Genomic DNA, 19,427 nt, shown 5'->3' with positions numbered 1-19,427 from the left:
GGTTCTGATCGTCAACCCTGCTCTAAAACGTTTTCACACAGCCCGGGCCAGAAGCGGACGTTCAAACATAGGCCGGAGATGTCTACCACAGCGGGGCGGTTCAAGCAGTCATTCAATGCATCGACAAAAGTAGGGTCGATTCAGCTGGATGAGTTTTTTTGATTTCAAACCCTTGCGAAGGCTAATAGATTACTTGTTGAACATTTCGTAAAAAAGCGTAGCATTGCCGACCATGATACTCGAACAGCTCAAAGCCCTGGCCAATGACACTCGCATGCAAATGATGGAGTGGCTCAAAGACCCACTTAGTAATTTCCCACCTCAGGATCATGGCGATCCTGCAATAGGAGTATGCGTAACCCATTTGCAGCACAAGGCAGGGCTTTCACCTTCTACCGCTTCTGCACACTTAGCTATCTTGCAGCGCGCAGGCTTCGTGCTAACCACCCGCATCGGAAAGTGGACTTACTACCGACGCAGTGAGCAGGCGATTGACGACTTTGCGGCTAGGTTGATGATCGAGTTGTAATTTTTAAACTTTCATTTCGTTATTTCGCGTAATTAGAAAACATAAGGAACCCCCTATGAGCAGCAAAACTATCTTCGTCCAACCCGGTGGCGGCTATGAAAACGTTGTGGTCGGCAGCAGCGAAGTCCAAGCCGCAGCGCTTGGCGAAATCACCGTACGACTTCACGCCAACTCGCTCAACTACCACGACTTCGCGGTGGTCAGCGGTATGTGGGGCCCTAGCGAAAAACGCATCCCCATGGCCGATGGTGCAGGCGAAGTCATTGCTGTCGGCCCAGATGTCACTGAATTCAAGGTGGGTGACTCGGTCGTCAGCACATTCTTCCCGGAGTGGATCGACGGTGTGCCACTGGTTGAAGGATTTGTCAGCGTCCCAGGCGATGGCATTGACGGCTACGCTCGTGAGCAAGTGACGGCCAAAGCCACATCTTTTACCCTCGCGCCTAATGGCTACAGCCATGCTGAGGCGTCGACGCTTACCACCGCTGGCCTTACTGCATGGCGCGCCCTGATGGCCGATGACTCACTCAAGCCGGGCGACACCGTGCTCGTCCAAGGCACCGGTGGCGTTTCAATTTTCGCCCTGCAGTTCGCTAAAATGGCCGGTGCTACCGTCATTGCTACCTCTTCAAGCGACGAAAAACTTGAACGTCTGAAAGCTCTAGGCGCTGATCATGTAATCAATTACCGCAAAGACCTTAACTGGGGCGAAACTGCACGCGCTCTAACGGGTGGCCGTGGTGTTGACCACATCATCGAAGTCGGCGGCCCTGCGACGCTTGAGCAATCGATGATTGCAATTCGGGTTGCTGGTCACATTTCCGTCATCGGGATATTGAGTGGTGTAAGCGGTGCAATGAATTTTGTGCCGGCACTGATCAAGCAAGTGCGTCTGCAGGGTGTATTGGTGGGTAGCCGCAGCCAGCAGCAAGACATGGTCCGAGCCATCAATGCTAATGGCATGCGCCCGATTATTGATCGTCATTTCCCTTTGAGCGAGATTGTCGAAGCGTTCAAGTACCAGGAAACCAACCAGCATTTCGGCAAAATCTGCCTGGATATCTAAGCCCACATAATGGGCATGATCCATATGCCTATCTAAAAAATATGCTGACATCGCTGCCGACGCAGCGGATCAGAGATTGGCCCATAGCTGCCTGTAGCACCGGCAGCTATGGGTCGATTCTGTTGAAAAAGTCCGCCGTGGTTTTCACGTTAGAAAAGTATGCGCGTGAGATTGAAATCTAGAGTCGGCGCAGAGGTATTCGGACTCAGACTTCAAGTGGCAGCGCATAAAAAAGACACTTTCACTGATCAGTATTATGGCAGTTTGAGAAAACCGACTTTTTCAACCGAATCGGTCGGTTGCAGCCCTTCATGAAAGGCAGTAATCGGGCGTAAACGGGGAGGCTCCCGTATGAGTTTCCCATGCTCAGCCATGCCCACCTATCAGAGATACGAAAGCCGTAAAGTTTTCCTCAATACTTTGCACCGACTCTTCTGGAGCAATCGCATAGAGTCAACGATAGGCCAGGGTGGTAAGTTCCCTTTGAGATCGAAAGCCACAAGCTCACCGCCGCCGTTGCTCCCGAAAACAAACATCTCTGGAGCTGCCTGCGCTTAGTGCGAAATCTCCCAAGGGTCGAGCACAACCTCCACAGCATCGAGTGCGAAGTTAAACGGGCCTACAGGCAACGACATCTCGTCAACATTGCTCAAGCGCAGCAACAGGTAGTAATCATCAGGAAGCACTTGCGGCACAGCCGCTCTTAGCGCGGTTAATGCATTTTCAGAAGCTCCCGGCAATTGGTGCCACTCTCCGTTGATGTCAGAACACTTGATCGGGAAGTTAACTGCGGCATGACTAAGCAATACAGATTAACAACGGCCGCCAACGAATCACGGGCATTAAAAAACCCGCCGAAGCGGGTCATTTTTCTCCATCAAAACCATTCCAACATCCTGTCGGTAGCCGTCCAGGCAATGGTGATCATCCGTGACCTCCGAAGCGCTTCCTGCACTTCAGTTGATGGCCTATCTTGAGCAATGCTTCGATGCTAGTAAACGGCCATTACACTGAAAAGCGTGTAAGCCTTTCGCTATCCGTGAGCGTACTGCTAGCTTGCTGAACTCCGTTCTAATGGATTTGCGCAGACTGATGACGCAGAGCTGACGCTGTTTGTGTGGCGAGAGTGCTGCGAGCGTCCTGAGTCACCTCCCATACAAGGCCCGTCTGTTGATCAGGTGATTGAGACTCTACGCTATGAATTGGGTTTTCAGCGCGCATGCATAAAAGGTGGCGGGTAGCGTCTTAGAAGCAGAAACACAAACCCGCCTATATAGGATCGTCGCAGTGGTTGCGGCAAACCCCAGGCGGTCCCGGGCCTGGTTCATGACAGCCCGTCCCGAAGAGTTCGCCTCAAGATCTGTTGGTACGTCAGCTTTGTACGGACAGCACTCGACTAAAAGAGCGAAATGAGCTCAGCTAGCACGGGTTAAAACAAGGCTGCCGGTCGCCTTCATTTCTTCAACGAAACCTGCTTGGCTTCGATATTCAGCTCGCTCATGCGTTTGAGCAGCGCTGTGATGTTCGCCCGAGCGGAGCCTTCATTGGCCAGGCGTAGGCGCTTGACACCGATGACCGAGTCGCCAACGCCAGCGGTGAACGGGGTTCGGATGATTTCGCGCCAGAGGACATTACTATTGCGCGATTCGATCAATGTATATTCAACCTCACTGGTCACTTCGAAATTCAACCCAATGAAGGGCTGGTCCACGCGCAGCAGATTGGCTCGCAACGAATAAGGGGCCGACCCATCGCCCAACAGGTTGGCATTGGCGAGAGACTGCTTGAGTGCGGCACCGAAGTCAGGCCCGTCGATTTCCGACGTCCATAGCGGGTTGGTTTTATCTCCGCCATCCACCTGGGAAATTTGCACGTTATGTTGCAGACCTGAATTGTAGGTAGCGGCCTGAGCCTGGTCAGCTCCGACCGACATTCCAGATACTTGGGCGGGCGAGGCACAGCCAGCACAGAGAGCAATGAGTGCTGACGCTAAAAGCGGGCGTAGATAGGTCATTCGACAATTCCTTTTGAGAAGTAATCCGAGGGGTCGCCGATGATAGCGCATTGCCATTCCAGTGACGAATTCTGGCAACGTTAGATTGGTCGTGGCGTTCGCATTGTGAAAATGCCAGGATTTCCTCACCGTTGAAATAGGCTCGGTCAGCCAGCACCGAAAGCGAATCCGAAGCCATGGCCATGGCCATGGCGCTGAGCTGATCGCGGTCGGAACCGACGGTGAAGTTACGGTCGCGGTCGTTGGCGGCGTTCTACGCAGCGTTGGTCGAAAACAGCCCTTTAGGTCAGACAGCAATCGGTCCTAAGCGGGTGTTTGCACCACTTCGGCTTTCAGCCGAATGCTACCGTCATGCAACACCCTCCGGTGTTGCCCCTCTCGACACTCATGTGAGACGTTGAGGTGTGGCTAATTTTTCAGGAAAATCATGCTCATTCGACAGACGGAAACAACAGACTGGATACGTTTGAAGCAAGTGCGACTCGCTGCGCTTTTGGACACACCAACGGCGTTTGGTGTGAGTTACCAAACAGCCGCTAAATACGATGATGAACAGTGGAAAGAGCGAGCATCATCGACCGGAACGGAGTTCTGGTTGGCTTTCGATGGAGACAAATCTGTCGGGATGGTGGGGGCCGGAGTTAGCATCGCGAATCGCTATACCTTGATCGGAATGTGGGTTGAGCCCGCCGCACGGGGCTCTGGCGTCGCAGTCCAGTTGGTTGATGCAGTAAAAGCTCGCGCGATGGGCAAGGGCTTTGATCGCGTTTTTCTCGACGTCTCACCAGACAATGCGAGAGCCTCAAACTTCTATCTGAAACAGGGTTTTGATTTCCTGGATGAATGGGAGCCGTTGGAAAGTCATCCTTATATTACGGTTCAGACAATGCTCTGGCTCGCAAACTGATTCACCAAGATCGGTACCAGCGGGGTGTCCGCAATGTGTTGGCGCTTATGCGATTGTGACCCAGGCTGCCTCAATTCATTGCGCTATCTGAATACTCAGCGAACGAAGTCTTTGCCTGGGATTTCAGAGGCCGCATATAGGTCAGTCAAATTAAGCAACAAGGGTCAATGACATCTCGGCAGATGGCTCAATTATCCCTTTGGCGATATCGAAGTGTGCCCTGGCCACGTCATTCAACGCGTTCGAGCATCGTATCGAGCGCCTGCTCGAGCGCTGACGATTCAATCTCAATACCATCGGAGTAAACAGCTGTACCACGAGTGCAGTCGATGGTCACCGTTATTCCCTTACCCGTGAGCCTTCCGGGGTATTTGCGCAGCGTGAGCTCAACACATGCGCAGTCCAACCACCGCGCCTGATCTGCTGACCAGAGATTGCTTTTTAAAGCAAACACACGGGTGTTGCGCTTTATATCTAATATCTCGGGCGGATAAATCCAGCACGTGTTACTCGCCTCCCAAGGGGTCGCCTGGACACGATAGCGGGCATTGGGCGACAGCGCGATGACCTCGATGCGTTCGCAGCGCGAGGTCAGTCCTTCATTCCGGATGTCCTCATCGGCTCGCCCGAATATGGGCTCGTAACCTGACCCCGCAAGGGTGAAGAATTTTGTTTTTCCGTCTGACCTCAATTGAGTCAACGCTGCGCACACTAATGGAAGAGTCCGATCGTCAGGCTCGAGCGCACGATCGTATCCGTCGAACTCAATGCCCATAAAGGCTGCTTCATCAGGCTCATCCGCGTAGCAGCGAGCGACGAGGGACAAGTCGCCATCCTTGAAGTAGTACACATCGTACTCATAATAATAATCATAGAAGCCATCCTTATCCTGCGTACCCTCGTCAATGTAGTGATACCTCTCCATGAGGACTGAACCCGGGCCCTGGCGCGTCCACTGCGGTTTAAGCTCACGATCACGATCACGATTGCCACTGATCTTTTTAATCCCGGCCTTGATCATGGCTTTGAAATGTAAGTACATGGTAGATCCATATTGACGATGGACTTCAGGCTACTCCGGCAAAACCATGCTTACCAGCCAACGGAAAGTGTAAGTTTCACCACAAAAGGTTACACCGGCCTTAGTAAGGTGCTATGCCCTTATCGCCTTAACGATAAACGCAGGGAGCAATAATGCAGTCGACGGTTGATACAGGCATAGGGCCGAGGGTTTTGATTATCGGGAACTCAGGTTCGGGTAAAAGCTGGCTTGCCTCGCAGCTCGGGAGGAAGTTGCGCTTCCCGCACATCGATCTGGATGATCTTTACTTCGTGGGCAGCGGGTACACCCACATGCGTACCAAGGAAGATACCGTCGAGCTTGCTCTCGTGAAAGCACAGCAAAATCGCTGGGTAATCGAGGGCATTTATGGATGGCTTGCTCAGGCACTCTTGGTCAGGGCAACTCATTTGGTCTGGCTTACCCTTCCCGAGGAGCAGTGCATGTCAAATATCGCGGCTCGCGGCAATCGAGGCAGTGCATCACCAGAGTCATTTCTTGATTTGTTGGAGTGGGCAAATACCTATCGCACCAGAAAAGGATCCAGTGCATTTGGATTTCACGAAAGGCTTTTTTCAAATTTTCAGGGCGCCAAATATCGACTGAATTCAAGAGATGAAGTCTCGACGTTGGCGCTGATTGAAAACTGACCCACCCTGCCAACTCATCAGCTCTCGGACTTTTCCTTCACTGACGGATACTGAGAAGAAGAATACCTGACAACAAGAATGGAAAAGGCCAACAGGAGCACGCCACCGCACACGTAGATAATCCCCATATCCGGTGCGTTGTGGTGCGAAACATCGCTGATCAGCAATCGGATCAACGCAGTAACGCCGATGTATAACAAGAACCGCAGAGGCATGTGGTTGGTTTTGAAATAGATGCCACTCATCGCGAGCAGTTCGAGATAGATAAACAGCAACAAAATATCGTCGACACTTATTTTTTCTTGCCCGAGCATACCGATGAACGCGCAGATTGCGGCCCACACGGTTACAGCCGCAATGCCGAACAGCGCCAGATAATGAAAAGCCTCAACCACCAGGTTGCCGACCGAGTCCGCCCCGCCGTGCAGGCTTTTTCGCAGCCGTTCAGCCCACTTTATTTCGCTCATCATTCACCACCACATCGGAAGAAGAAAACGCATTTCAGGCGTTGTCAGGCGCGCCACGACCCGGAACGGATGATGCCGCGCCAGCGTGACGATTTTATTCACGCTGTTGGCGGCCATTGTCTAGCAGGAACGAGGCCATAGACTAGGGTTTAGAGCGTGGCGGTTTGTCGCAAGGGACCCTACCTGACAGAGACGCGTCTTGGAAATCCCACTATCCAAAGCGGATCGATTACCTTATGCTGCGCACTGTATAAATAAACAGTACCCATTACTGCACCCGATGACGAGGCCGAAAGATGGCTGTTGAGACCCTGTATCGCAGTACCCGCGACTTGGAGACTACATTCGTGGACCGCAAACTCGCCGATGCGCATGACCAAATGCTTGAGCTGGCTGAATCGCTCACAGAGGTTTTGCAGAAGAACGTGGCTGGCCTGACAGAGAAGCAGGCAGAAGACGCCGGCATCTTCATGGCGAAGAACCGCGCAGCGTTCGCCGCCGCATTCAAGAGCAACGCCAGCGCCCTGGCCGAGCTGATCAATGCAGGCGAGGCGTCAGCCGAATGAGGGTGACGTCGTGAACGTGAAGCACCCGACAGACAGCGCCTGCAATGGCCCTGTCTGTTTTTTTACCTAAAGAAACGCCCCCTGAGCAACCGGCGGCGCTGATCACCGCCCGGCTCAATCAATCTCTAGCAACCGCTCGGCCAATGCATCGGCGACCCGGGCCGGTGAGCGCTTTTCGGCTTGGGCATGGGCGAACACCTCGGTCAACCGCTTACCGATTTGCGCCAGGTGTGCGGTGATGGTGCCGGACGCTTGTCCCTGATGTTGCAGAGCGATATGAATCAGGCCACCGGAGTTGATCACGTAATCGGGCGCGTACAGGATCCCACGTGCTTCGAGCTGATCGGCAACGACCGCACAACTCAGTTGATTATTGGCGCCTCCCGCTACGGCGGCGCAACGCAGTTTTGCGACGCTGTGGCTGTTGAGAATGCCGCCCAGACCACACGGCGCGAGGATGTCACAAGGTGTGCTGAGCAAGGCTTCGACAGCGATGGGTTTAGCACCTAACTGCTCCATCGCCAATTGCAACTTGCCGCTGTCCAGGTCGCTGACCAGCAGTTCGGCGCCAGCGGCATGCAGTTGCTCGGCCAGGGCATAACCCACATGCCCCAGGCCTTGAATAGCCACCCGCAGACCTTCCAGATTTTCGCTGCCCAGCCGCGCCATGGCCGTGGCGCGGATGCCGGCGTAAAGCCCCATTGCGGTGTGGCGTGAGGGATCGCCCACTTGCGTGGTGCTGGTAACGTGCTGGGTATATCGGGCAATGCAGTCCATGTCAGCACTGGACGTGCCGCTGTCTATCGCGGCGATGTAACGCCCGTCGAGGGTCTGGACGAAGCGCGCGAACGACTCAAACAAGGCCGAACGGTCAGGCACGTGAGCGGTACGCAGGATGACAGCGGTGCCGCCGCCCAGCGACAAACCCGCCAACACGGCCTTGTAGCTCATGACCCGGGCCAGCTGGATTGCATCTTCCACCGCGCTCTGTTCCGTTGGATAGGACAGATAGCGGCAACCACCCAGCGCAGGCCCTTTGCGGCTGCTGTGGATGGCGATCACGGCTTTAAGACCGGTCGCAGGGTCGACAGTCATGTGCAGTGACTGTACCTGCGAGCTTTGCATGAGAGCGAACATTGGCCGTGCTCCCGATTTTCATAGGGCGAGTATAGGCGCTGGCAAAAAAAACGACGGGCCGTTGTGGCATATCTCGGCCCGACATTGCGTCGCCAATGCATAAACAGCACGCAAACAAACGTCACTGGACGAACACGCCATGCAAGGGCTACAACGAAGCTTGCGATGACCAACGCCCAGCCGCCTGATCCAGCCGGAGACGTCGATGAACCCACGTAGTCAGTGCCTTGCCTGCCTGCAACGCATGCCACCCGCCATCTTCGAAGCGGGCCTCTGGATTTCTGTCGAACACGACCCGGATTGCGCGCCGGTCGAAACCCTCAGAGAAATCGACGATCTCACCCGCAAGATTGGCTTTGCGCTGCCCATCCTCCCTGCCGCAGAACTGGCCCAGCCGATGCTGCGACAACTGGCGACCCTCGGTTTTCAGCAGGACGACATGGCGCATCCCAAACCGCATTCCGCGCTCTTGCACAAGGTGGTTGAGCGTAGGCGTGGGCAACCATTGGGGCTGGCAATGATCAGCCTGGAGATAGCCCGGCGTCTTGAGATCCCCCTCGAGGGCGTGAATTTTCCGGGACATTTCCTGCTGAGAGTACCAGGGGCGGACCATTTGCTCGATTCCTGCGGCGGTCGCAGGCTGTACCCAAAAGATTGCAGAGAATTGCTGATACGTCAGTTTGGTCCCGAGATGTCGCTAAGAGCCGAACACATGAGCACTGCGACAGCACAGACGATGTTGCAACGCCTGTCGCGCAATTTGCGCCACTTGCACCACATCAATGACGACCCGCTGGCATCGCTCAAGGACGCCAATCGCGTGCTGGAGTTGGGCCAGGGGAATGTCAGTGACCACCTTGCACGAGCGGGTCTTTATCAAGCGCTCGAATGCCCTCAGGCAGAACGCTTCGATCTGGAGCATGCGTTGTTATTGAGTGACGACCCCGTGCAGCGTTTCAGGCTTGAGCAGCGACTCAGAGAACTCCCGTCAAGCCATGCCTTGCATTGATACTCCCCGGAAACTGCTCGCAGCTCCCACATCGAATACTCGGCGGAGCTTTTAATTAAATGATTCTTCACTTGATCAGGCGTTGATAGTTGCCTCTTACACAGGATTGTTACGCATGAAGTAACACTTCATATCATTAAGCGTTCTGTTAAGTACCACTCACTCACGTTAGTATCCGCACCGTTCCCAAACGTTGATTCTAAAGCTCCTGAGTCAATCGTTTTTTTTAGCCGCTGCAGATGCAGCGGCTTTTTTTTGCCTGTTAGTACGTCGCCTTCTTTTCTGAACATAACGCACTTCGAGGGAATTAAAAGAAACTTCCTACATAGAACTTAACTACCTCCTACAAAAGGGCCAATGTACAACGGCATATCGGCCCCGATACGAATCCAGACTTATTTAGTCCGCATACTTGTGCAGGTTTGCCATCATCTCTTTCAACGCATCGATATTATCTTGGGGATGGGCAGCACCCTCGAAGTCACCAATGGAGGCCCACTGTGCGGCGACGTCTCCAGGCCCGAATCCCGCGCGCGGGTCAAATCCGACACCGAGGCTGCGTTCCCATCGGACTTTGCCGATCCACCCGCCCCCCACCTCATACAAGCCTGCGCTGTCCGCACACTGCTCGCTGCCCAGATAAACCACCAAGGGGCTGATCAACTCCGGCTTGAGCAAATCGAAGACATTGGCCGGTAATAACCCTTCAGTCATGCGGGTGCCACCCGTAGGCGCGATGGCATTGACCAGAATGTTGTTCTTGCGCCCTTCGAGCGCCAGCGTCCGGGTCAGGCCGTACAGCCCAAGTTTGGCCATTGCGTAGTTTGACTGCCCAAAGTTGCCGTAGATGCCAGAGGTCGACGCCGTGAAAATCACCCGCCCATAGTTTTGCTCACGCAGATGAGGCCATGCTGCGCGGGTAACTTTGTAAGCACCCTCCACATGAACACGGTAAACCAGATCCCAGTCGGTATCGTCCATCTTGGCGAACGTCTTGTCTCGCAGAATGCCTGCGTTGTTGACGACAACGTCTACACGACCAAACGCATCCAGCGCACTCTGGACGATTTTGTCGCCGTCGGTCACGGAGTCGTGGTTGGCGACGGCGTGCCCGCCGGCTGCACGAATCTCGGCAACCACACGATCCGCAGCCGATGCGTTGGCGCCTTCGCCATGCGCAGAACCGCCGAGGTCGTTCACCAACACGCGCGCGCCATGCTTAGCAAACAGCAACGCGTGCGCACGCCCCAGTCCGCCACCGGCCCCCGTGACAATCACGACTTTATCTTCCAGACGTACGGATTCACTCATGCTGACTTCCCCAAACGGTAGGCGCACAGGCCAAGGTGCAATTGAGGGTCGAGTGTCGACAAGACCGACGCGGGTCACAATCAAGTCAGGGAGCGCTGAATAATGCGCGATAACGCAGCTCGATGATCATTCAAACGTCTTGGCGCCGCGCTATTCAAGACACCGCGAACACATTTTCACGGACACCCACGGCAGCACGAAAGGCGTTGTAGTGCCGTAACAGCAAGGCTGGCGCTTCAGTGTGCGGATAGCGACCGATGCCGTGCAGCAGAACGGTATCAGGGTTGGGCACAAGTTCGCGGTAACGCTGAACCATGTGCAAACCTGAGACCGGGTCAGCGGCACCGTTGATGAATTTGAGCGGGACTTGATCCTGCTGCATCGCCAGCACCCAGCGCTCTCGCAGCTGTATACGTTCGGGGATGTAGTTGATCAGCCGGTGCAAAATACGCGGACCGCCGTTGGCCGCGATCAGGCTCCAAAAATCATCCAGCTCACTTTCGCTTGGACGCGTGTCCACCCCGAAAATACGGCTGAAATCCTTGTCCAGGCTGGCACGATCAAACACCCGCCCGACCATCCATCCCAAGGGGCTCAACAACAGCTTTTGAATCCGCAGCGCGCGGTGGGCTTCCGGAAGCAGTCCGCCGTTGAGAAACACGCAACTGCCGAGATCAAAACGGCACTCGCAATGACGCGCGAGCAGTTCCTGCGCGACGCTGTCGCCGTAATCGTGGGCAAGTAAGTGAACGGGCTGATCAATCTGCAAATGGGTCAACAGTGCCTGCTGCAAATCAGCCTGCTCCAGGAGGCTGTACCGATGGGCGCTTGGTTTGGCTGAATCGCCAAAGCCCAGCATGTCGCAGGCGATCACCTGATAGCGCTGCGCCAGGGGTTGCCACAGGTAATTCCAGTCCCAACTGGCAGTCGGAAAACCGTGGATGAGCAGCAAAGGCTCACCCTGCCCGGCCACCCAGTACCGGATCGCGTGCCCGCGAAACATGAAGTCGTACCCGCGAGTGCGCCATACGGACAGAGGTATCTCGGCGATATTCATCAGGCCGCATAGCCGGGAGAAAACTTATCCAGCTTGCGCAGCAGCCCGGGCATGACCAACAGACCGCCCATGGTTTCACCGCTGTGAATGGTGTAACCGGCCGAGTTGATGTCGTAGGGGCTGTGCAGCAAAGTCTTGCTGGTTTGATTGGCCTCTTGCGAGCTGACCGGCACTTGAGGGCCTTGCGCAACCAGGGAGACATTCACGATGGCGAGTCCTCGGTGAGTTTCCTGCTCTTGGGGTGCAAGCAGTCTAGTCAGCGATGACAACAGCGAGAGTTGCCTTGGCAGCCACGTTAATGGCTTGGCGGGTCAGTAACGCCGCGAAGCGTCTGGATCAGGCGCTCAAGCGCTGCAGAAAATCTGCCAGCCACGGCTCCGCGTCGGTTTCAGGAGTAACGGTTTCGCTGGCGTCAAGACGCAGCATCTCAAGCACTTCGCGCACGCCCAGTTCTGCGAACAACTCTCGCATCTGCTCGCCGCCGCCACAGAACGTATCGCCATAACTGGCGTCGCCAAGCCCGATAACGCCGCCTGGCAATCCCCGCCATGCAGAAGGCAGGACGTCCCGGATTTGCGAATACAGGGGCTGAATGTTATCGGGTAACTCGCCCATACCTGTGGTCGACGTCACGACCAGCAAAGCTTGGGGTTCAAACGCCTGCAGCGCGGCAAAGGTGATGCGCGGGTTATGCAAAACTTCATGCCCGGCAGACTTTATGATTGACTCGGCATGCCTGGCGACTTCTTCGGCTGCGCCGTAGACCGATCCGGAAAGGATGGCGACTTTCATTGCGTAATCCTGTGACTGAGTAAAAACGTCCGGCATTATGCCCCACCCGGGCGCAATGTCTTAGAATGCCCACTTCGCGATCGGCTCGGAAACACGCTCATGATCAGTGCAAAACTGCTGCAGATGGTGGTAGATGCTTCCAACGATGGCATCGTCGTTGCCGAGCAGGAAGGCGACGACAACATCCTGATTTACGTCAACAAGGGGTTCGAGGCCATGACCGGATACAGCGGTGATGACATCCTTTATCAAGACTGCCGGTTCCTCCAGGGCGAAGATCATCAGCAAGCCGGACTCAATGCGATCCGTAAAGCCATCGCTGATAACCAGCCCTGTCGTCAGGTGCTTCTCAACTATCGCAAGGATGGCACGCCTTTCTGGAATGAACTGTCCATCACGCCCGTGTTCAACGATGCCGAAAGGTTGATGTACTACATCGGCGTTCAGAAAGATGTCACCGAGCAGGTTCAGGCTCAGGAAAAAGTGATAGAACTCCAGGCTGAACTGGCGCAGGCTCGCAAAGAGATCATCGAACTGAATAAACGGAACGGGTAAACTGACGAACGGCAGCAACTCCCCAAGGGGTTCAAGGTCTGCTTTTTAATAACCGGTTAATCGAGCTCGATCATGCAGCGCGACACTATCCTTACTCAGGATGAACTGGACTTTATCCAGAACATGCAGCACAACCCAAACCTGAATCTGCGAGACAAGTCGCGCAGTTTGGTGGTGAATGGCGGTGTGCAGATTCAGGACCTGCTGACCCGACTCGCGGCGCATGAGCAGGTGACGATTCAGGCGCAGTTCGATAACCAGCAAATGACCTTCCCGCTGCACCTTGTTGAAGACGAATTCCATGCGCTGCACCTTGAACTCGGTGCGCCAAGCATTTTTGAAGAAGGCCCGAGAATTCGTCCATGGAGGCTGGTGCTCCCCGAGCCCGCTGCCTTGCATACCGAAAAGGGCTCGCTGACTTCACTCTGGGTGCATGAGATTTCGTTCAAGGGGATCCTGCTGGAAACTCGCAAACAGACCAAGCCGCCGAAGTATTTTTCAGCCTGGTTTGTGGCTGAGGGCATCGCACCGATTGCCCTTCGCGGCGCCTTCGAACGCCTGACCGAGCAGGGCCTTGCAGCTTATCTTCTGAGCCAGAACAGCAAGGAAGACACCGAGCGGCTGCGCCAGTACATCCTTCAGGAACACCGCAAGATCCATCCCTCGATGCACCTCTGACACCTTCCCTCCTGCGCAGCTTCTAAACCGCTTGGCTAACACCTTGGCTCGTACCGAGCCTCGTCGACCACAGGTGTTTAGCGGGTCAGGAATTGCTGCAAGCGCTGGCGCATGGTGGCGGCGTCGCTGCCCAGGCATGTCATGGGAGACTCATCGGCATTGTCCTGCAAGATGTCCGCCGCCTCGCCGGCTAACACCAGTGGGCAGCACAGACCCAAACCCAACTTCACCAGGCGCTTTACCAGTTCGGCAGTGGGCGGATGATTGGAAAACACCACCAACGCGTCCGGCTTCATCTTGCCGCACACCAGGCCCAGCTCCTCCAGCGGTTGCCCCGGCGCCAGCGCAATGATCGCTGTTTCAGGGGTGCACATCATCAGCGCTGCGACCCATAACTCAAGCTCCAGGCAGTGGCCGGGAATCGATGCCAGCACCACGCGCTGCTCGGCATGAGCCGTCGATAGCTGCAATCGCTGCAACGTGCGTCCACGCAGAAAACTGTCGAGGAACAACCACTCGCTCGCACGCCCATGCTGATCATGCTGCGAGGCGAACTCTCGCCACACCGGCATCAGAATGTCTTGAAACACCTGAGCGATTGGGTAGCTAGAAAACACTTGCCCGTAGAGCCGTTCAAGCTGGCGCTCATCAAAGCCGTTGATCGCGATACGCAGCCGCGCTTGCCACTCACCCCACTCGCCAGCCCCGAGGATTCCCTCGACGGCCTGCGTCTCGGCACGCACAACGTGCGCCTTGGCGAGGATCTTGCCGACCTTGCTCACGGCCACTCCGCGCTCTATCCAGCCCAGGATACTGCGCACGTCGTCGATGTCGGCCTGTGAGTACAAGCGATGACCGCTTTCGGTGCGCGTCGGCTGAATCAAACCGTAGCGACGCTCCCACGCCCTCAGCGTGACCGGATTGATCCCCGTCAGGCGAGAAACTTCCCGAATAGGGAAAAGCTCTTCCTGTTGCAGCGCTCCGGCAACCGCGTGGTAGGTCAGGAGTTCGGTCATTGATCAAGTGTCACTCATGGGTAATGTAGGCATTGTAACGTTGCCGTTGGACATATAAGCGCTTGCGCCGAAAAAGTGTTCTGGCTTTTCAAGCGGAATCAGGAATAATCCTTGCTTGCTTTTTCCAACGAAGCTGACGCAACGCCACCACCCCGGCGTTTCGCCATGTGATTTCCCTATCCGGGAACCTCACTCGTTTATCGGAGATACACAATGTCTACCTCACCCGTCACGCTGATGGTTGCCCGTCGCGTCGCCCACGGTCGCTACCAGGAGCTGATTACCTGGCTGCACGAAGGCGAACAACTCGCTACAGACTTCCCCGGTTATCTCGGCTCAGGTGTGCTTGCTCCGCCGCCCGACGATGACGAATTCCAGATTATTTTCCGCTTTGCCGATGAAGCCACTCTGCACGCCTGGGAGCATTCGGCATCGCGAAGCTCCTGGCTGGTGCGTGGCAGCGGGCTGTTCGCTGCGCCATCCGAACATCGGGTCAAAGGCATCGATGGCTGGTTCGGGGCCATTGGACAGCGGCCGCCTCGCTGGAAGCAGGCCGTGGCTATATGGCTGGCTTTTTTCCCCGTGTCGCTGATTTTCAACTTCGTGCTGGGCCCGTTGCTGGGTCAACTGGAGTTGCTGCCGCGCATCATGATCAGCACGCTGATCCTTACGCCATTGATGGTGTTCTGGTTCATACCTCTCTCGACTCACCTGCTTGCCGCCTGGCTGCACAGCACGCCATCAGCCCCCGCGCGGGTCGAAACTGCCTCCACCCTGTAGCCGTTTCGGTACGGGTTTCGTGGTGGCGCCGCCCGGCCCCTCCCACGAAACCGGCCTATCCAACCCTGCGTTTAAATAAAGACCCAGTCCCCGCCCTTGCGCAAGGTTGTACAACCAACCAACTTGGTATAACTTTGCTGCAACTAATGACTGCGTGATTGCGCAGTAAAGGCAGCCCGCGCTCACGTTCAGCGCCGCAGCTGCCGCTACCCCGACGACTCCCCACTTGAAACGCGAGCGGCCCATGGCTTCTTACCCTGCCCCTGTCCTGATCACCGGTGCCAGCAAGCGCGTCGGCCTGCATTGCGCAGAGCGACTGTTGGCCGACGGGTACGCTGTGATCGTCAGCTACCGCACCGAGCGCCCCGGCGTGCAGCGCTTGCGGGAACTGGGTGCCATCGCGATTCATGGGGACTTTTCTTCGCAAGAGGGCATTTTCGCCTTCATTGCTCAGTTGAAAACTCACACCCAATCCCTGCGTGCAATTGTCCATAATGCGTCCGACTGGCTGCCCGACACCGACGATGACGGAGGCGATGGGTTGATGCGTATGGTCAACGTGCACATGCTGGCGCCTTACCTGATCAACCTGCACTGCGCCGAGTTGTTGCACCGTTCGGAAACGGCCGACATTATTCACATTGGCGACGATGTCACCCGTAAAGGCAGCAGCAAGCACATTGCTTACTGCGCTACCAAAGCAGGGATGGACAACCTGACGCTGTCTTTCGCGGCGCGATTTGCGCCCAGGATCAAGGTCAACGGCATTTCCCCGGCGATGTTGATGTTTCAACCTGACGACGACGAAGCATACCGCGCGCGCACACTAGCCAAAGCGGCGCTGGGCATCGAGCCTGGCGCCGAAGTGGTCTATCAAAGCCTGCGCTATCTGCTGGAAAACCCTTACGTTACCGGCACAACCCTGACCGTAAACGGTGGGCGGCACGTTAAGTAAGCTGCCCCCGAGGACCCTTTGATGACTTTGTCACTGCCACAGCATTACCGTGAAATTCTTGTTGGGCTGGGTGAAGACCCTGAACGCGAGGGCCTGCTTGACACCCCGAAGCGCGCCGCAAAAGCAATGCAATATCTGTGTCACGGGTACGCTCAGACCCTAGAAGAAATCGTCAACGGCGCGCTGTTTGCGTCCGACAACGATGAGATGGTGATCGTCAAAGACATTGAGCTGTATTCGCTGTGCGAGCATCACCTGCTGCCATTTATCGGCAAGGCGCACGTGGCCTACATCCCTACGGGCAAGGTGCTGGGCTTGTCGAAGATTGCGCGGATCGTCGACATGTTCGCCCGTCGCCTGCAAATCCAGGAAAACCTGACACGACAAATCGCCGAGGCGATTCAAGACGTGACCCATGCGTCCGGCGTTGCGGTCGTGATTGAAGCGCAGCATATGTGCATGATGATGCGCGGCGTCGAGAAGCAGAATTCGACCATGAACACGTCGGTCATGCTGGGCGCTTTTCGCGAGCTGCCCACGACGCGTATGGAGTTTCTGCAATTGATCGGACGGAGCAAATAGTCCATGGCACGACTTGAACCAGGGACAGCGCGCATTCGGGTCAAAGATCTGTGCCTGCGCACGTACATCGGCATCAATGAAGACGAGATTCTCAACAAGCAGGACGTCTTGATCAACCTGACCATACTGTACCCCGCGCAGGAAGCCGTACGCGACAACGACATTGATCATGCACTGAACTACCGCACAATCACCAAAGCCATCATTCACCACGTTGAAAACAACCGCTTTGCGTTGCTGGAGCGTTTGACGCAGGAAGTGCTGGATCTGGTGATGAGTCACGAGCCTGTGCAGTACGCCGAAGTCGAAGTCGACAAACCGCACGCGCTCCGATTTGCAGAGTCCGTGTCGATCACCCTCGCGGCTCAGCGCTGATTCAAACGTGGGAGGGAGCTTGCTCGCGAAGCCTGTGTTCAGGCTCCCTTTCAATCAATGACATACCGTCATCGCGAGCAAGCTCCCTCCCATAGGTCAGCCAACAACTGCCGATCATTGCCCGCCCGCCCTTGCACTCTTATCATCCGCCCTTCCCTTACTGAACAGAGCCCATCATGACCGAGCAAGAACGCCTCGAACTCGAAGCTGCCTCCTTCCGCCGTCTGGTCGCCCATCTGGACAGTCGCAAGGACGTCCAGAACATCGATCTGATGAACCTTTCCGGCTTCTGTCGCAACTGCCTGTCGAAGTGGTACAAGGCTGCCGCCGATGAAAAGCAGATCGACATCAGCCTCGATGATGCCCGCGAGGTGGTCTACGGCATGCCTTATAGCGAATGGAAAGCGACCTACCAGAAGGAAGCCAGCGCTGACCAGCAAGCCGCATTCGCCAAGGAAACAAAGCATGACTGATCTCAACACACTGCGTGCTCACTTGCGCAGTGGCGAACACGCGTTTGCCGACACCCTGGCTTTTGTCGCAGAGCAGTACGACTACCAGCCGCAAGCGTTCAGCAACGGCGGCGTCGAGAATGCTGCCGGTCAAAACGAAGGCTCTGGCAAAACCCTGGGTCTGGCATTGCTCGAAGGCTTTACCGATGAGGAAGCCTTGCTGGCTTTTGGCGAACACTACCGCTCGGTTCAGGCCACTCCGCAAGGCAGCGATCACGGTAATATCCGGGCGCTGATCGCCCATGGATTGGCGGGCGTAACGTTTAGTGCGCCGCCATTGAGGCGCAAGTGACCCACAAAAAAACCGGCCTTTTGAGCCGGTTTTTTTATTTAGAGCACTGACTTTTTGATGCTGATCAGAACGAAGCGTTGGCCAGTCCGTCCAGATAACGCTCTACATCGAGCGCCGCCATGCAGCCTGCGCCGGCCGAGGTGATCGCCTGGCGGTAAACGTGGTCAGCCACGTCGCCTGCTGCGAATACGCCTTCGACGCTGGTCGCTGTCGCGTTACCTTCACGGCCGCCCTGCACCACCATGTAACCGTCTTTGAGCGCAAGCTGGCCGTCGAACAACGAAGTGTTTGGCGTGTGGCCGATAGCGATGAACACGCCGTCGACTTTAAGCTCGGCAAAACTGCCGTCGTTGTTCTTGAGGCGTGCACCGGTGACGCCCATGTTGTCGCCGAGCACCTCGTCCAGTGTTGCGTTTAGCTTGAGTTCGATCTTGCCTTCAGCGACACGTGCATGCAGCTTGTCGATCAGAATCTTCTCGGCGCGGAACGTCTCGCGACGGTGCACAAGCGTGACTTTGCTGGCGATGTTTGCCAGGTAAAGTGCCTCTTCAACCGCCGTATTACCGCCGCCGACAACGGCCACTTCACGGTTGCGGTAGAAGAAACCATCGCAGGTCGCGCAGGCCGAAACGCCTTTACCCATGAACGTTTCTTCAGACGGCAGGCCCAGATAACGAGCGCTGGCCCCGGTCGCAATGATCAATGCGTCGCAAGTGTAGGTGCCGTTATCACCTTTGAGGTTGAACGGTTTGCCCGCCAGATCCACGGCGTTGATGTGGTCAAAAACGATCTCGGTCTCAAAGCGCTCTGCGTGTTCACGCATGCGTTCCATCAACACAGGGCCGGTCAGACCATGCGGATCGCCCGGCCAGTTGTCGACTTCGGTCGTGGTGGTCAGCTGACCGCCGGACTGCATGCCTGTGATCAACAAAGGCTTGAGGTTAGCGCGGGCCGCATAGACCGCAGCGCTGTAACCGGCAGGACCGGAACCGAGAATGATCACTCGGGAATGACGTACATCGGACATGACACACTCCTATCAACCGGCCATCGTGAAGCGAGGCACCAGGTCGGAACACCGGCGTACCGGCAGGGATAAAAAAGCAATCAGCGAGAG

Annotated in this window: 25 protein-coding genes and 1 pseudogene; 14 read left to right on the top strand and 12 right to left on the bottom strand. The window is 55.9% G+C overall.

Going from position 1 to position 19,427, the window contains the following annotated elements; genetic code table 11:
* Nucleotides 1-232 precede the first annotated feature (232 nt).
* Both OYW20_RS05330 and OYW20_RS05325 read left to right on the top strand, forming a co-directional pair.
* Entirely contained in the window at nucleotides 233-529 is a 297-nt protein-coding gene (locus tag OYW20_RS05330) for an ArsR/SmtB family transcription factor (RefSeq protein WP_268799683.1), read from the top strand.
* 55 nt (nucleotides 530-584) lie between these two features.
* A complete protein-coding gene (locus OYW20_RS05325; protein ID WP_268799682.1) occupies nucleotides 585-1,595 on the top strand; it encodes a zinc-dependent alcohol dehydrogenase family protein in 1,011 nt (336 codons plus the stop codon).
* Between the two features lie 554 nt (nucleotides 1,596-2,149).
* Here OYW20_RS05325 and OYW20_RS05320 read toward each other — a convergent pair.
* From OYW20_RS05320 to OYW20_RS05310, 3 genes and pseudogenes are all read right to left on the bottom strand, one after another.
* Complete coding sequence (locus OYW20_RS05320; protein WP_268799681.1) at nucleotides 2,150-2,290, bottom strand: hypothetical protein; 141 nt, start codon at nucleotides 2,288-2,290, stop codon at nucleotides 2,150-2,152.
* A 758-nt stretch (nucleotides 2,291-3,048) separates the two neighbouring features.
* Complete coding sequence (locus OYW20_RS05315; protein ID WP_268799680.1) at nucleotides 3,049-3,528, bottom strand: hypothetical protein; 480 nt, start codon at nucleotides 3,526-3,528, stop codon at nucleotides 3,049-3,051.
* Between the two features lie 193 nt (nucleotides 3,529-3,721).
* Nucleotides 3,722-3,826 (bottom strand): annotated as a pseudogene (locus OYW20_RS05310) (hypothetical protein); the annotation flags it as partial.
* A 210-nt stretch (nucleotides 3,827-4,036) separates the two neighbouring features.
* Between OYW20_RS05310 and OYW20_RS05305 the strand changes: the two are divergent.
* Nucleotides 4,037-4,516: a GNAT family N-acetyltransferase gene (locus OYW20_RS05305; RefSeq protein WP_268799679.1), complete on the top strand. Its 480-nt coding sequence runs from the start codon at nucleotides 4,037-4,039 to the stop codon at nucleotides 4,514-4,516.
* Nucleotides 4,517-4,745: 229 nt separating this feature from the next.
* On the opposite strand, the gene OYW20_RS05300 is transcribed toward OYW20_RS05305, so the two are convergent.
* Nucleotides 4,746-5,558 (bottom strand): hypothetical protein, encoded by an 813-nt coding sequence (locus OYW20_RS05300; RefSeq protein ID WP_268799678.1) that lies wholly within the window; start codon nucleotides 5,556-5,558, stop codon nucleotides 4,746-4,748.
* Nucleotides 5,559-5,710: 152 nt separating this feature from the next.
* Between OYW20_RS05300 and OYW20_RS05295 the strand changes: the two genes are divergently transcribed.
* Entirely contained in the window at nucleotides 5,711-6,226 is a 516-nt protein-coding gene (locus tag OYW20_RS05295) for a P-loop NTPase family protein (RefSeq protein ID WP_268799677.1), read from the top strand.
* 17 nt (nucleotides 6,227-6,243) lie between these two features.
* Here OYW20_RS05295 and OYW20_RS05290 read toward each other — a convergent pair whose 3' ends face one another.
* Nucleotides 6,244-6,696, bottom strand: a complete 453-nt coding sequence (locus OYW20_RS05290) for a phosphate-starvation-inducible protein PsiE (protein WP_408005466.1) — start codon at nucleotides 6,694-6,696, stop codon at nucleotides 6,244-6,246.
* Between the two features lie 293 nt (nucleotides 6,697-6,989).
* Between OYW20_RS05290 and OYW20_RS05285 the strand changes: the two genes are divergently transcribed.
* On the top strand, nucleotides 6,990-7,259 hold the full coding sequence (locus tag OYW20_RS05285) for a YebG family protein (protein WP_268799675.1): 270 nt from the start codon (nucleotides 6,990-6,992) through the stop codon (nucleotides 7,257-7,259).
* A gap of 114 nt (nucleotides 7,260-7,373) precedes the next feature.
* Here OYW20_RS05285 and OYW20_RS05280 read toward each other — a convergent pair whose 3' ends face one another.
* The gene (locus OYW20_RS05280) at nucleotides 7,374-8,396 is read right to left on the bottom strand and encodes a Glu/Leu/Phe/Val dehydrogenase family protein (RefSeq protein WP_268799674.1); all 1,023 of its coding nucleotides are present in this window, start codon (nucleotides 8,394-8,396) and stop codon (nucleotides 7,374-7,376) included.
* Nucleotides 8,397-8,601: 205 nt separating this feature from the next.
* Here OYW20_RS05280 and OYW20_RS05275 point away from each other — a divergent pair, with 205 nt between their 5' ends.
* Nucleotides 8,602-9,405, top strand: a complete 804-nt coding sequence (locus OYW20_RS05275) for a SirB1 family protein (RefSeq protein ID WP_268799673.1) — start codon at nucleotides 8,602-8,604, stop codon at nucleotides 9,403-9,405.
* A gap of 399 nt (nucleotides 9,406-9,804) precedes the next feature.
* Here OYW20_RS05275 and OYW20_RS05270 read toward each other — a convergent pair whose 3' ends face one another.
* The 4 genes from OYW20_RS05270 to OYW20_RS05255 all read right to left on the bottom strand — a co-directional run bounded on the left by OYW20_RS05270 (nucleotide 9,805) and on the right by OYW20_RS05255 (nucleotide 12,565).
* Nucleotides 9,805-10,716, bottom strand: a complete 912-nt coding sequence (locus tag OYW20_RS05270; RefSeq protein ID WP_268799672.1) for an SDR family oxidoreductase — start codon at nucleotides 10,714-10,716, stop codon at nucleotides 9,805-9,807.
* Between the two features lie 154 nt (nucleotides 10,717-10,870).
* The gene (locus tag OYW20_RS05265) at nucleotides 10,871-11,773 is read right to left on the bottom strand and encodes an alpha/beta fold hydrolase (RefSeq protein WP_268799671.1); all 903 of its coding nucleotides are present in this window, start codon (nucleotides 11,771-11,773) and stop codon (nucleotides 10,871-10,873) included.
* Nucleotides 11,773-11,979: a hypothetical protein gene (locus OYW20_RS05260; protein ID WP_268799670.1), complete on the bottom strand. Its 207-nt coding sequence runs from the start codon at nucleotides 11,977-11,979 to the stop codon at nucleotides 11,773-11,775. The genes OYW20_RS05265 and OYW20_RS05260 overlap by 1 nt, the downstream gene beginning before the upstream one ends.
* Before the next feature lie 130 nt (nucleotides 11,980-12,109).
* The gene (locus tag OYW20_RS05255) at nucleotides 12,110-12,565 is read right to left on the bottom strand and encodes a flavodoxin (RefSeq protein ID WP_268799669.1); all 456 of its coding nucleotides are present in this window, start codon (nucleotides 12,563-12,565) and stop codon (nucleotides 12,110-12,112) included.
* Between the two features lie 99 nt (nucleotides 12,566-12,664).
* Between OYW20_RS05255 and OYW20_RS05250 the strand changes: the two genes are divergently transcribed.
* Together OYW20_RS05250 and OYW20_RS05245 are read left to right on the top strand one after the other, a co-directional pair.
* Nucleotides 12,665-13,120, top strand: a complete 456-nt coding sequence (locus OYW20_RS05250; RefSeq protein ID WP_268799668.1) for a PAS domain-containing protein — start codon at nucleotides 12,665-12,667, stop codon at nucleotides 13,118-13,120.
* 72 nt (nucleotides 13,121-13,192) lie between these two features.
* A complete protein-coding gene (locus tag OYW20_RS05245; protein ID WP_268799667.1) occupies nucleotides 13,193-13,798 on the top strand; it encodes a hypothetical protein in 606 nt (201 codons plus the stop codon).
* A 77-nt stretch (nucleotides 13,799-13,875) separates the two neighbouring features.
* On the opposite strand, the gene OYW20_RS05240 is transcribed toward OYW20_RS05245, so the two are convergent.
* Nucleotides 13,876-14,814, bottom strand: a complete 939-nt coding sequence (locus OYW20_RS05240) for a MerR family transcriptional regulator (protein ID WP_268799666.1) — start codon at nucleotides 14,812-14,814, stop codon at nucleotides 13,876-13,878.
* Between the two features lie 213 nt (nucleotides 14,815-15,027).
* On the opposite strand from OYW20_RS05240, the gene OYW20_RS05235 reads away from it, so the two are divergent.
* The 6 genes from OYW20_RS05235 to OYW20_RS05210 all read left to right on the top strand — a co-directional run bounded on the left by OYW20_RS05235 (nucleotide 15,028) and on the right by OYW20_RS05210 (nucleotide 18,310).
* Nucleotides 15,028-15,594 (top strand): antibiotic biosynthesis monooxygenase, encoded by a 567-nt coding sequence (locus tag OYW20_RS05235; RefSeq protein WP_268799665.1) that lies wholly within the window; start codon nucleotides 15,028-15,030, stop codon nucleotides 15,592-15,594.
* 244 nt (nucleotides 15,595-15,838) lie between these two features.
* Complete coding sequence (gene folM, locus OYW20_RS05230) at nucleotides 15,839-16,549, top strand: dihydromonapterin reductase (RefSeq protein WP_268799664.1); 711 nt, start codon at nucleotides 15,839-15,841, stop codon at nucleotides 16,547-16,549.
* 21 nt (nucleotides 16,550-16,570) lie between these two features.
* Nucleotides 16,571-17,131, top strand: coding sequence for a GTP cyclohydrolase I FolE (gene folE / locus OYW20_RS05225; RefSeq protein WP_268799663.1), 561 nt, complete (start codon nucleotides 16,571-16,573; stop codon nucleotides 17,129-17,131).
* 3 nt (nucleotides 17,132-17,134) lie between these two features.
* Nucleotides 17,135-17,506 (top strand): dihydroneopterin triphosphate 2'-epimerase, encoded by a 372-nt coding sequence (gene folX / locus OYW20_RS05220; protein ID WP_268799662.1) that lies wholly within the window; start codon nucleotides 17,135-17,137, stop codon nucleotides 17,504-17,506.
* Nucleotides 17,507-17,682: 176 nt separating this feature from the next.
* Nucleotides 17,683-17,979, top strand: coding sequence for a DUF1244 domain-containing protein (locus OYW20_RS05215; protein ID WP_268799661.1), 297 nt, complete (start codon nucleotides 17,683-17,685; stop codon nucleotides 17,977-17,979).
* Nucleotides 17,972-18,310 (top strand): HopJ type III effector protein, encoded by a 339-nt coding sequence (locus OYW20_RS05210; RefSeq protein ID WP_268799660.1) that lies wholly within the window; start codon nucleotides 17,972-17,974, stop codon nucleotides 18,308-18,310. Before OYW20_RS05215 ends, OYW20_RS05210 begins: the two co-directional genes overlap by 8 nt.
* Nucleotides 18,311-18,374: 64 nt before the next feature.
* Here the strand turns inward: OYW20_RS05210 and trxB are convergent, their stop codons facing one another.
* Nucleotides 18,375-19,337 carry a thioredoxin-disulfide reductase gene (gene trxB, locus OYW20_RS05205; RefSeq protein ID WP_268799659.1) on the bottom strand — a complete coding sequence of 321 codons (963 nt, stop codon included), beginning with the start codon at nucleotides 19,335-19,337 and terminating at the stop codon, nucleotides 18,375-18,377.
* Between the last annotated feature and the right edge of the window lie 90 nt (nucleotides 19,338-19,427).

The sequence above is a fragment of the Pseudomonas sp. BSw22131 genome (assembly GCF_026810445.1).
GTDB classification, from domain to species: Bacteria; Pseudomonadota; Gammaproteobacteria; order Pseudomonadales; family Pseudomonadaceae; genus Aquipseudomonas; species Aquipseudomonas huanghezhanensis.
This window is presented reverse-complemented; position numbering and strand designations above follow the sequence as displayed.